This is a genomic window from Streptomyces sp. rh34 (assembly GCF_002551245.1).
GTDB lineage: Bacteria > Actinomycetota > Actinomycetes > Streptomycetales > Streptomycetaceae > Streptomyces.
Map to the genome: position 1 here is coordinate 1 of NZ_NTGZ01000234.1, position 11,390 is coordinate 11,390.

Consider the following 11,390-nt stretch of genomic DNA (forward strand, 5'->3'; position numbering starts at 1 on the left):
GAGCCGGCCCCCGCCGCCCCGCCCGCGGGCGGCCACGACGCGCTGCTGCGGCGGCTGCGGGAGCTGGGCGAGCTGCACCGGGCCGGGGTGCTCACCGACGAGGAGTTCAGCACCGCGAAACAGGCCGTCCTGCGCAGCATGTGAGGCGATCAGGCCGCATTCCAGGCACTATCTGCCCGATTTCGGGCAGATTTCTTGCATAAGCACGCCCCGGCACGCAATATCGACGGGTGCTTGAACGCCGCTCGTCGCACGACGACCTCATCGACCACCTCGTACGCTCCACCGCGCTCCAGCGCGGCGAGGCGGCCCGGGTGATCCTCGACGTGCTGGCGTACTTCGACGAGAGCACCGACGACTTCGTCCGGCGCCGCCACCGCGAACTGCAGTCCGGCGGCCTGGTCAACGCGGAGATCTTCGAGCGGATCGCGGCCGAGCTGCCGCACCGCGCCGTGGCGCCGCCGGAGCTCTCGCTCCGCCAGCTGCGCCGCATCGTCTACGGCTGACCCGCGGGTCGGCCGGGCGCCCGTGCGGGGCGCCGAACGGGAATGCGTGTACGTCGATGGAGGGGCAGAGAACACATGTGCGGGATCGTCGGATACATCGGAAGGCGTGACGTCGCTCCGCTGCTGCTGGAAGGCCTGCAGCGGCTGGAGTACCGGGGGTACGACTCCGCGGGCATCGTCATCACCGGCAAGGCGGCGGCGGGCAAGCCGGGCGCGCTGAAGATGGTCAAGGCCAAGGGGCGGGTCCGCGAGCTGGAGGCCAAGGTCCCCAAGCGCTTCGCCGGCACCACCGGCATCGCCCACACCCGCTGGGCCACGCACGGCGCGCCGAGCGACGAGAACGCCCACCCGCACATGGACGCGGAGAACAAGGTCGCCGTCGTCCACAACGGGATCATCGACAACGCCTCCGAGCTGCGCGCCAAGCTCACCGCCGACGGCATCGTCTTCCTCTCCGAGACCGACACCGAGGTGCTGGTCCACCTGATCGCCCGCGCCCAGGCCGACACCCTGGAGGAGAAGGTCCGCGAGGCGCTGCGCTCGGTCGAGGGCACCTACGGCATCGCCGTGCTGCACGCCGACTTCAACGACCGCATCGTGGTCGCCCGCAACGGCTCCCCGGTCGTCCTCGGCATCGGCGAGAAGGAGATGTTCGTCGCCTCCGACGTCGCCGCCCTGGTCGCCCACACCCGCCAGGTCGTCACGCTGGACGACGGCGAGATGGCCACCCTGAAGGCCGACGACTTCCGTACGTACACCACGGAGGGCTCGACCACGACGGCCACGCCGACCACCGTGGAGTGGGAGGCCGAGTCGTACGACATGGGCGGCCACGACACGTACATGCACAAGGAGATCTCGGAGCAGGCCGACGCCGTGGACCGCGTCCTGCGCGGCCGGATCGACGACCGGTTCTCCACCGTGCACCTGGGCGGGCTCAACCTCGACGCCCGCGAGGCGCGCGGGGTGCGTCGGATCAAGATCCTCGGCTGCGGCACCTCGTACCACGCGGGCCAGATCGGCGCCCAGCTGATCGAGGAGCTGGCCCGCATCCCCGCCGACGCCGAGCCGGCCTCCGAGTTCCGCTACCGCAACCCGGTCGTGGACCCCGACACCCTGTACATCGCGGTCTCCCAGTCGGGTGAGACGTACGACGTGCTGGCCGCCGTCCAGGAGCTGAAGCGCAAGGGCGCCCGCGTCCTCGGCGTGGTCAACGTGGTCGGCTCCGCCATCGCCCGTGAGGCCGACGGCGGTACGTACGTCCACGCGGGCCCGGAGGTCTGCGTCGTCTCGACCAAGTGCTTCACCAACACCGTGGTCGCCTTCGCGCTGCTCGCCCTGCACCTGGGCCGGATCCGTGACCTGTCGGTCGCGGACGGCAAGCGGATCATCGACGGGCTGCGCCGGCTGCCGGAGCAGATCAGCGAGATCCTGGCGAACGAGGACGAGATCAAGCGGCTCGCGGCGGAGTACGCGGACGCCAAGTCGATGATGTTCATCGGCCGGGTGCGCGGCTACCCGGTGGCCCGCGAGGCCTCCCTGAAGCTGAAGGAGGTCTCGTACATCCACGCCGAGGCCTACCCGGCCTCCGAGCTGAAGCACGGCCCGCTCGCGCTGATCGAGCCCGCGATGCCGACCGTGGCGATCGTGCCGGACGACGACCTGCTGGAGAAGAACCGCGCCGCGATGGAGGAGATCAAGGCCCGCAGCGGCCGCATCCTCGCCGTCGCCCACCAGGTGCAGGAGAAGGCCGACCACACCATCGTCGTGCCGAAGAACGAGAACGAGCTGGACCCGATCCTCATGGGCATCCCGCTCCAGCTCTTCGCGTACCACACGGCCCTCGCGATGGGCCGCGACATCGACAAGCCGCGCAACCTGGCGAAGTCCGTCACGGTCGAGTAGACGGCCGCGCGCAGACCTGGGGCCCCGTACCGTCGCGAAGGCGGTACGGGGCCCAACGCGTGCCGCTACAGGGCTTTCTGGCGGCCCCTCAGGAAGCTCGGACCGCCCGGCTCGCTCACGCCGCTCCGGTCGCTCGGGTGTTTCCGCGGCCCGGAGCCCTTCAGGGAATGACGATGACGGGGCGTTGCGCGCGGCGGGCGAGGCGGCCGGCCACGGACCCGAAGATCCGGCCCACGATGCCGTGCGTGGAGCCCACGACGATGGCGTCGGCGGCGTACTCCCGGCCGACCTCCTCCAGTTCGTGGCAGATGTCGCCACCGCGCTCGACGAGCACCCAGGGCACCTCGGAGAGGTAGTCCGCGCAGGCCAGCTCCAGGCCGAGGACCTCGGTGCGGTGATCGGGGACGTCGACGAAGACGGGGGGCTCGCAGCCCGCCCAGACCGTGGTCGGCAGCCGGTTGGCGACATGGACGATGATCAGCCCGGAGTCCGAGCGGCCGGCCATGCCGATGGCGTAGGCGAGAGCCCGCTCACTGGACGTGGAGCCGTCGAAACCGACCACGACACCGTGCCGGAAGGCGGGATCGCACGCATGGCGTGCTTCTTCGACCGTCCGCGGCTCCGACCCTGGGTCGGCTACCGGCTTGCGGTCTTTGGGTTCAGGGATTTCGTGACCGGCCATCGGTATCTCGGCGAAGAGTGTCCTCGTGAGGAGGGAACGGTTTCGAGAGGTGCATCAGCTGGTGGTGAAGCTCTGTCCGGGAATCATCTTCCCAACCCCATACCCCCAAGGGTACGGGCTCACTCCTCCACCGCCCAGACCCCCGCAAAAGCGTGCGCGACGCTGGAGGGAGCATGCCCGAGCCTGCCCGGGATGGCAATGCCGGTTGTGTCGTACACGGGCCTCGGAGGGGGCGAACAGGGTCGGCCGTCCTGTTTTTCGCGACGCCCGGCGGCCACTCCGCGCACGCGGCGGTGAGGTCCTCACCCGGTCCCTGTTGGCCACGCCGCCGCCGGTTCATCACCCCGGGGCGTGGCGCCGCGACGGGCTCGGCGCGATCCTCGTTCGAGCCGAGCCCGGCGACAGCCCCCGCCGCGGCGGACGACGAGGTCCGCCGGGCCGCCCCCGGCCGGCCCCCGATGCCTGCGATTCTCGTGCCCCACGGCCCATCGGTCGGTAATCCGGCCCTGCGGGACCTCGCCCCCGTCCCCGTCGCGACGGCCCGCCGAATCCACCCGCGGCGATCCGAACACGCCATGGTTCACGGCGACGAGGGAGCGCACCGGCGTGGCCGTCAGGCGCCGGTTGTGCGCCCGGCGTGACCGGATACAGCACACACAACCGATGGTTTTCAGCCAACTTCACCTGGGTGCCGAACCCTTCGCGCGATGGCCGGACACCCCACCGCCCACCAGGCAGGAACGGACCGCGCGGTACGCTTTCACCCGACGCGGACGGGCCACGTTGCCGAAGGACACTTCCCTGTGCGCTTCGCGGGTGGAACGCTTCGTGATCGAACGCTTCACGCCACGTTTCCTTATCGACATTGAGCTGGTGGGGGAAGGTGTCACGGCGGGACCACGCGACGCAGTAGATTCGATCTTGGAAATCGGAGACTGGGGACACGTGCGACACCGAGGGGAAACGTGCAGGAGCGACAGGCCCGTAAGGACCAGGGAGACGCGAACACCGAGGGGGGCTTAGCGTCATGAGCCAGGACTCCGCCGCCGCGACGGAGGCCGCACGCAAGCTGACCGGGCGGCGACGCCGGGAAGTCGTTGCCGTGCTGCTGTTCAGCGGCGGCCCTATCTTCGAGAGCTCCATCCCGCTCTCCGTTTTCGGAATCGACCGGCAGGACGCGGGAGTTCCCCGCTACCGCCTGCTGGTCTGCGGCGGCGAGGAAGGACCGCTGCGCACCACCGGTGGGCTCGAACTCACCGCGCCGTACGGCCTGGAGGCGATCAGCAGGGCCGGCACCGTGGTGGTGCCCGCCTGGCGGTCGATCACCTCGCCGCCGCCCGCCGAGGCACTGGACGCGCTGCGGCGCGCCCACGAGGAGGGCGCCCGCATCGTCGGTCTGTGCACGGGAGCCTTCGTGCTCGCGGCCGCCGGCCTGCTGGACGGACGGCCGGCCACCACACACTGGATGTACGCGCCGACGCTGGCCAAGCGCTATCCGTCGGTGCACGTCGATCCGCGCGAGCTGTTCGTGGACGACGGCGATGTGCTCACCTCCGCCGGCACCGCCGCCGGGATCGATCTCTGCCTCCATATAGTCCGCACCGACCACGGCACGGAAGCCGCGGGGGCACTCGCCCGCCGGCTCGTCGTGCCGCCGCGGCGCAGTGGCGGGCAGGAGCGCTACCTGGACAGGTCTTTACCGGAGGAGATCGGCTCCGACCCGCTCGCCGAGGTCGTGGCCTGGGCCCTGGAGCATCTGCACGAGCAGTTCGACGTGGAGACGCTCGCCGCGCGCGCCTATATGAGCAGACGCACCTTCGACCGCAGGTTCCGTTCGCTCACCGGCAGCGCGCCGTTGCAGTGGCTGATCACCCAGCGGGTGCTGCAGGCGCAGCGGCTGCTGGAGACCTCCGACTATTCGGTCGACGAGGTCGCCGGCCGCTGCGGCTTCCGCTCCCCGGTCGCGCTGCGCGGGCACTTCCGCCGCCAGCTCGGCTCCTCCCCCGCCGCGTACCGGGCCGCTTTCCGGGCCCGCCGTCCGCAGGGGGTGGCGGAGAGCGCCGCGACGGTGGTCGAGACGATGGTGCCCAGCCAGGGGCCACCGTCCGGACGCCGGGGCTCGTCCCTGTCCTCCGCGGCCGTCCCCGTGGCGGCGTCGGTGGGGTCCGGGGAGCTGTCCCTGCCGGGACCTGACGCGTACGTTCCCGGACGCCCGGCGCTGCCGGGACAGCGGAGTGCCCCGTAGGGTGGGGCGCATGAACGACCGCATGGTGTGGATCGACTGCGAGATGACCGGGCTCTCGTTGACGGACGACGCACTCATCGAGGTGGCCGCCCTGGTCACCGACTCGGAGCTGAACGTGCTCGGCGAAGGGGTGGACATCGTGATCCGCCCGCCGGACGCGGCCCTGGAGACCATGCCCGAGGTGGTGCGGCAGATGCACACCGCCTCGGGCCTCCTCGACGAGCTGGCCGGGGGCACCACCCTGGCGGACGCCGAGGAGCAGGTCCTGGCCTACGTCCGTGAGCAGGTGAAGGAGCCCGGCAAGGCCCCGCTCTGCGGAAACTCGGTCGGTACCGACCGCGGGTTCCTGGCGCGGGACATGCGGGAGCTGGAGGGCTACCTCCACTACCGGATCGTGGACGTGTCCTCGGTCAAGGAGCTGGCCCGGCGCTGGTACCCCCGGGCGTATTTCAACAGCCCGGCCAAGAACGGCAACCACCGGGCGCTGGCGGACATCCGTGACTCCATCACGGAGCTCCGCTACTACCGGGAGGCGGTCTTCGTGCCGCAGCCCGGCCCGGACTCCGAGCACGCCAAGGAGATCGCGGCGCGCTTGTCGGCCCCGGCCGCACCGTAGGAACCCGCTGGTCACGGGCGCGCGAGCGCCCGTGGACCGGCCCCGGGAAACGGGGGCGCGAGCACCCTCCCGGACCCTGTACACTTTTTCTCGGCCGGTCGGAAACGCCCGGGCGACATGGTGGGTATAGCTCAGCTGGCAGAGCACCTGGTTGTGGTCCAGGATGTCGCGGGTTCAAGTCCCGTTACTCACCCTGAAGGAAGGGCCCCGGTCATGCGACCGGGGCCCTTCTTCATGGAGTGCCGTTCTTCACGGTGTACGCACGGTGTGCTGCACGGGTTGCTCCATGGAGTACCGCTCAGAACGTGACGTCGGAGCAGGCGTAGAAGGCGTTGCCGGTGTCCGCGATGGTCCAGACGCCGAGGATCAGGTGCTTGCCCGACTTCTGCGGCAGGTTGCCCGCGTGCGTGACCGTCGACCCCGGCTGCCGGCCGCCGAACGGCGCGGTGAGGAACGGCTGCGGGTCCAGGTCGGCCCGGGTCAGGGGCTTCGCCGGGTCGTAGCCGTCCTTGAAAGCGCGCGGATGGCCGCCACGCCCCGCACCGGCCGCCCCGGCGGTCAGGACGAGTCGCGGACCACCAGCTCCGTGGGCAGCACCACCGAAGGGCGCTCGCCGTCCGGGTCCCGGCCCGCGATCTCGTCCAGGAGGAGCTGGGTCATCCGGCGGCCCATCTCCTCGATGGGCTGGCGGACGCTGGTGAGGGCCGGGTGCATGTGGCGGGCGACCGCCGAGTCGTCGAAGCCGACCAGGGCCACGTCCTCGGGGATGCGGCGGTCCGCCTCGCGCAGGACCTGGCGGGCGCCGGCGGCCATCACGTCGGAGGCGACGAACACCGCGTCGAGGCCGGGGCGGCGCGCGAGGAGGTCGCGCATGGCCCTCGCTCCGCCCTCCTCGGTGAAGTCGGCGGGGGCGATGAGGCGCTCGTCGGGGGCCAGACCGGCGGCGGAGACCGCCGCGCGGTAGCCGTCCAGGCGGCGCTGGGCGCCGTAGACCTCCAGGCGGCCGGTGATCGTGGCGACCTGGCGGCGCCCCCGGGCGACCAGGTGCTCGACGGCGGCCCGCGCGCCCTCGAAGTTGTCGGAGTCGACCGAGGGCAGCGTCTCGGCCGCGTCCCGGGCGCCGCTGATCACGCACGGCATGCCCAGCTGCTCCAGGAGCTCCGGCAGCGGGTCGTCGGCGTGCACGGCGACCAGGAGGACCCCGTCGACGCGGTGGGCGGTGAGGTACTGGGCGAGCCGACGGCGCTCGCGGTCGTTGCCCACGAGGGTGAGGAGCAGCTGCATCTCGGTGTCCGCCAGGGCCGCGCCGACACCGCGCACGATCGCGGAGAAGTACGGCTCGGCGAAGAAGCGGGTCTCCGGCTCGGGCACCACCAGCGCGATGGCGTCGGTGCGGTTGCCCGCCAGGGCGCGGGCGGCGCGGTTGGGGACGTACCCCAGCTCGGCCACGGCCGCCTCGACCGCCTGCCGAGTCGTGTCGCTGACCCGGGGCGAGCCGTTGATGACCCGTGAGGCGGTGCCCCGGCCGACCCCGGCCCGTGCCGCCACCTCTTCGAGCGTGGGCCGCCCGCCGCTCCGTACTCGCGCTGCCGCCATGGCCGCCTCCCCGTTCCCGGTCAATTTCTCACAGCCGTACAGTCAATCCAAGTCCTGGGCCGATCACCCCGACGAGCGTACGGACAGTGTATTGGGAGCGCTCCCAAGCTTGGCCGGAAAACAAGCGTGAACGGAAAAGCGGTGGGCCCGGTCGGGGACGACCGGGCCCACCACCGCTCTCACCAGGTCAGGCGTCCGGGCCGGTGGCCGGGGGCAGCGCGTGGCGGGCGATCACGTCGCCGTACCAGTGGGCGCTGGACTTCGGTGTACGGCGCTGGGTCGCGTAGTCGATGTACACCGCGCCGAAGCGCTTCGCATAGCCGTAGCCCCACTCGAAGTTGTCCATCAGGGACCAGAGGAAGTAGCCCCGTACGTCGGCCCCGTCGGCCGCTGCCCGGCGTACCGCCTCCAGGTGGCCCCGCAGATAGGCGATCCGCTCGGGGTCGTGGACCCGGCCCTCCGCGTCCGGGGCGTCGTCGAAGGCCGCGCCGTTCTCGGTGACCATCAGCGGCAGGTCCGGGTGCTCGCGCGAGACGTCCATGAGGAGGTCGTACAGGCCCTCCGGCTTGACCGACCAGTTCATCGCGGTGACCGGCCGGCCCTCGGCGAGGTGGAAGGCGACGTGCTCCGAGCCGGGCCACGGGGAGTGCTCGCTGCTTCCGTGGCCGTCGTTGCGGGTGTCCCCGGCGCCGGTGGGCGAGGCGCTGACGATGGTGGGCGTGTAGTAGTTGACGCCGAGGACGTCGATCGGGGCGGCGATGGCGGCGAGGTCGCCCTCATGGATCAGCTCGGGCCAGTTCACGATGCGTTCGGTGTCGGCCAGCAGGTCCTCCGGGTACGCGCCCTTCAGCATCGGCCCGGTGAAGACGCGGTTGCCCACCGCGTCGATCCGGCGGGCCGCGTCCGCGTCGGCCTCGCTGCCGGTCAGCGGGCGCACCTGGTGGAGGTTGAGGGTGACCGAGGTCTGCGCGGCAGCGGGGAGGTTGGCGCGCAGCGCCTCGGCCGCCCGGCCGTGGGCGAGGTTGAGGTGGTGGGCGGCCCGCAGCGCGGCGGCCGGCTCGGTGCGGCCGGGGGCGTGGACCCCGGAGCCGTAACCGAGGAAGGCCGAGCACCAGGGTTCGTTCAGCGTGGTCCACAGGGAGACACGGTCGCCCAGGGCGCGGGCCATGATGGCCGCGTAGTCCGCGAACCGTTCGGCCGTCGCCCGCTCGGGCCAGCCGCCCGCGTCCTCCAACTCCTGTGGCAGGTCCCAGTGGTAGAGCGTGGCGACGGGCTTGATGCCGGCTGCCAGCAGTTCGTCGACGAGCGACCGGTAGAAGTCCAGGCCGCGTTCCACGGCGGGTCCCCGGCCGGTGGGCTGGACGCGGGACCAGGAGACCGAGAAGCGGTACGCCTGGAGTCCGAGGCGCTTCATCAGGGCGACGTCGTCGCGGTAGCGGTGGAAGTGGTCGGCCGCCACGTCCCCGGTGTCCCCGCCGAGGACCCGGCCGGGCGTGTGGCTGAAGGTGTCCCAGATGGAGGGGGTGCGGCCCATCTCGGCGGCCGCGCCCTCCACCTGGTACGCGGCGGTGGCCGCGCCCCAGAGGAAACCGGTCGGGAAGGGGGCCGTGGCGGCGGGGGCCTGCTGCGGGACCGTGTCAGGTCGGACGGCTGTCATGTGGGAGCGCTCCCTTGAGAAAGGTGAGGGTGAGAGGAGGAGGGAAGGAGGATGGGCAAGAGGCAGGAGGGCAGAGGGGGAAGGGGTCCGGCCCACCCTTCACCGCAGGGAAGGGTGGTCAGCCCTCACCGCGGCGAAGGGGGCGGTCGGCCCTCCACCGGGGTGAACGGGCGGTCAGCCCTTCACCGCGCCTGACATGATCCCGCCGACGATCTTCTTGCCGAAGACCACGAACACCACCAGCAGCGGCAGCGTGCTGATCAGCGCGCCCGCCATCACGATGGACTGGTCGGGGGTGTACGAGGCGCTGAGCTGGCCGAGGGCCACCTGAAGGGTCGGGTTCTGCTGGTTGAGGGCGAGGTAGGGCCAGAAGAAGTCGTTCCACGCCTGGACGAAGGTGAGCATCCCGAGCACCATCATCGCGGGGCGGGCCACCGGCAGCACCACGCTCACCACGATGCGGAGGTTGTTGGCGCCGTCGATCTTGGCCGCCTCGATCAGCTCGTACGGCAGCGCCTCGATCAGGTACTGGCGCATGAAGAACACGCCGAACGCGCTCACCAGTGTCGGGAAGATCACCGATTCGAGCTGCCCGCCCCAGCCGAGGCCGGACATCATCATGAACAGCGGGACGACGCTGAGCTGCGGCGGGATGGTGAGGGTGGCGATGACCGCGGTCATCAGCCAGCCGCGGCCCCGGAAGCGCATCTTGGCGAACGCGTATCCGGCGAGCGTGCAGAAGAAGAGCGTCGCGAGGGTGATGGAGGACGAGACGATGACGCTGTTGAGGATCGCCTTGCCGAGGTTGGCCTGTTCCCAGGCCGTCTGGACGTTCTCCAGCAGCTTGCCGCCCGGGAGGAACGGCGGGGTGGAGGCGAGGACTTCGTCCTGGGTGCGGGAGGCCGCGACCAGGGTCCAGTAGAGCGGCAGCAGCGAGCCGAAGCCGACGACGGCGAGCGCGATGTACGCGAACGGGCCGCCCTTCATCTGCTGGCCGGCGCCCATCCGGAAGCGGCTCGGTCGCTGCGGGGCACCGCCCTTCGGGGCCGGCGCGAGCTTCACGGGGGCGGTGTGCGTGGGGCTGGTCATGGTCATGGAGGCGCTCCCGGTCAGACCGCGGACTTGCGGACGAATCGGCCGATGAACCAGTTGGCCGCGGCGATGAGGAGGAGGAGGGCGAGCATCGCCCAGGCGACGGCGGCGGCCGGACCGAGATGTCCGAGGTTCCAGCCGTAGTTGTAGAGGTAGATGCTGAGCGTCTCGTACTGGTTCTCGTTGCCGCCGGTGGCGCCCAGCGCGCCGCCCTCCAGCAGCAGCGGCTCGCCGAAGAGCTGCATGGAGCCGATGGTGGAGATGACGATGGTGAACAGGATCGTCGGCCGCAGCGAGGGGATGGTGACCTTGCGGAACTGCTGCCAGCGTGAGGCGCCGTCCAACGAGGCTGCTTCGTAGAGGTCGTTGGGGACGGCCTGCATCGCGGCGAGGTAGATCAGCGCGTTGTAGCCGGTCCAGCGCCAGATCACGATGATGGAGATGGCGAGCTTCGAGGTCCAGTGCCCGTTGGCCCAGTTGACCGGGTCGAAGCCGACGAGGCCGAGCGTCCAGTTCAGCAGTCCGCCGTCGGCCCGGAACACCAGGGCGAAGACGAGGGCGGCCGAGGCGACCGAGGTCGCGTACGGGGTGAGGATGATCGTGCGCCAGAACGTGCTGGCCCGCAGCTTGTAGTTGAGGAGGTGAGCCAGGCCGAGGGCGACCAGGAGCTGCGGGACGGTGGAGATGACGCCGATCAGGAACGTGTTGCTGACCGAGGTCCAGAACTCGGGGTCGTGCAGGATCTTGTCGAAGTTCTCCCAGCCCACCCACTCCATCGAGTCCAGGCCGGTCATCTCCACCCGGTGCAGGGCGATCCAGCCGGTGTAGAGGAGGGGGTAGAGCCCGAAGGCCCCGAAGACGAGGAAGAACGGGGCGATGTACGCGTACGGGGACGCCTTGTCGTCGAACCGCCACAGCCGGCTGCGCCACAACTGCCGCCGTTCGCTCGGCGGTTCCTTCTTCGGTTCACGGGGCGGGGTCGCGTACGCATCCCGGGTGGGGGTCGAGGTTGCCACGGGCGGGGAGTCCTTCCCTGGGTGCGCCGACGGACGGCCGGGGCGGCTGGCGGGGGTGGGGCGGCTGGCGGGTGG

At 71.0% G+C, this 11,390-nt stretch carries 11 protein-coding genes and 1 tRNA gene; 6 read left to right on the top strand and 6 right to left on the bottom strand.

Annotated features, from left to right (window positions below; translation table 11 throughout):
* The 3 genes from CR470_RS29945 to glmS all read left to right on the top strand — a co-directional run.
* Nucleotides 1-144: SHOCT domain-containing protein (locus CR470_RS29945; RefSeq protein ID WP_143663904.1), on the top strand; the 144-nt coding region annotated here is incomplete at its 5' end.
* Between the two features lie 86 nt (nt 145-230).
* Nucleotides 231-506 (top strand): hypothetical protein, encoded by a 276-nt coding sequence (locus tag CR470_RS29950; protein ID WP_050359765.1) that lies wholly within the window; start codon nt 231-233, stop codon nt 504-506.
* A gap of 75 nt (nt 507-581) precedes the next feature.
* The gene (gene glmS / locus CR470_RS29955; RefSeq protein WP_097870626.1) at nt 582-2,411 is read left to right on the top strand and encodes a glutamine--fructose-6-phosphate transaminase (isomerizing); all 1,830 of its coding nucleotides are present in this window, start codon (nt 582-584) and stop codon (nt 2,409-2,411) included.
* A gap of 160 nt (nt 2,412-2,571) precedes the next feature.
* Here the strand turns inward: glmS and CR470_RS29960 are convergent, their stop codons facing one another.
* A complete protein-coding gene (locus CR470_RS29960; RefSeq protein ID WP_097870627.1) occupies nt 2,572-3,093 on the bottom strand; it encodes a universal stress protein in 522 nt (173 codons plus the stop codon).
* Between the two features lie 1,027 nt (nt 3,094-4,120).
* On the opposite strand from CR470_RS29960, the gene CR470_RS29965 reads away from it, so the two are divergent.
* From CR470_RS29965 to CR470_RS29975, 3 genes are all read left to right on the top strand, one after another.
* Complete coding sequence (locus CR470_RS29965; protein ID WP_097870628.1) at nt 4,121-5,338, top strand: helix-turn-helix domain-containing protein; 1,218 nt, start codon at nt 4,121-4,123, stop codon at nt 5,336-5,338.
* A gap of 10 nt (nt 5,339-5,348) precedes the next feature.
* On the top strand, nt 5,349-5,954 hold the full coding sequence (orn, locus tag CR470_RS29970; RefSeq protein WP_097870633.1) for an oligoribonuclease: 606 nt from the start codon (nt 5,349-5,351) through the stop codon (nt 5,952-5,954).
* A gap of 120 nt (nt 5,955-6,074) precedes the next feature.
* Nucleotides 6,075-6,147: transfer RNA gene (locus CR470_RS29975), tRNA-His, on the top strand.
* Nucleotides 6,148-6,252: 105 nt separating this feature from the next.
* Here CR470_RS29975 and CR470_RS29980 read toward each other — a convergent pair.
* The 5 genes from CR470_RS29980 to CR470_RS30000 form a co-directional block, all read right to left on the bottom strand.
* Nucleotides 6,253-6,516 carry a lytic polysaccharide monooxygenase gene (locus CR470_RS29980; protein WP_257138959.1) on the bottom strand — a complete coding sequence of 88 codons (264 nt, stop codon included), beginning with the start codon at nt 6,514-6,516 and terminating at the stop codon, nt 6,253-6,255.
* Nucleotides 6,513-7,550 carry a LacI family DNA-binding transcriptional regulator gene (locus tag CR470_RS29985; RefSeq protein ID WP_097870629.1) on the bottom strand — a complete coding sequence of 346 codons (1,038 nt, stop codon included), beginning with the start codon at nt 7,548-7,550 and terminating at the stop codon, nt 6,513-6,515. Before CR470_RS29985 ends, CR470_RS29980 begins: the two co-directional genes overlap by 4 nt.
* Nucleotides 7,551-7,737: 187 nt before the next feature.
* Complete coding sequence (locus CR470_RS29990; protein WP_097870630.1) at nt 7,738-9,207, bottom strand: GH1 family beta-glucosidase; 1,470 nt, start codon at nt 9,205-9,207, stop codon at nt 7,738-7,740.
* Nucleotides 9,208-9,381: 174 nt separating this feature from the next.
* Entirely contained in the window at nt 9,382-10,302 is a 921-nt protein-coding gene (locus CR470_RS29995) for a carbohydrate ABC transporter permease (RefSeq protein ID WP_097870631.1), read from the bottom strand.
* A 14-nt stretch (nt 10,303-10,316) separates the two neighbouring features.
* Nucleotides 10,317-11,315 (bottom strand): carbohydrate ABC transporter permease, encoded by a 999-nt coding sequence (locus CR470_RS30000; protein ID WP_097870632.1) that lies wholly within the window; start codon nt 11,313-11,315, stop codon nt 10,317-10,319.
* Between the last annotated feature and the right edge of the window lie 75 nt (nt 11,316-11,390).

Bases quoted from the DNA above. Each gene is read 5' to 3' on its own strand.
- glmS (WP_097870626.1), top strand. From the start codon at position 582: ATGTGCGGGATCGTCGGATACATCGGAAGGCGTGACGTCGCTCCGCTG.
- CR470_RS29960 (WP_097870627.1), bottom strand. From the start codon at position 3,093: ATGGCCGGTCACGAAATCCCTGAACCCAAAGACCGCAAGCCGGTAGCC.
- CR470_RS29965 (WP_097870628.1), top strand. From the start codon at position 4,121: ATGAGCCAGGACTCCGCCGCCGCGACGGAGGCCGCACGCAAGCTGACC.
- orn (WP_097870633.1), top strand. From the start codon at position 5,349: ATGAACGACCGCATGGTGTGGATCGACTGCGAGATGACCGGGCTCTCG.
- CR470_RS29985 (WP_097870629.1), bottom strand. From the start codon at position 7,550: ATGGCGGCAGCGCGAGTACGGAGCGGCGGGCGGCCCACGCTCGAAGAG.
- CR470_RS29990 (WP_097870630.1), bottom strand. From the start codon at position 9,207: ATGACAGCCGTCCGACCTGACACGGTCCCGCAGCAGGCCCCCGCCGCC.
- CR470_RS29995 (WP_097870631.1), bottom strand. From the start codon at position 10,302: ATGACCATGACCAGCCCCACGCACACCGCCCCCGTGAAGCTCGCGCCG.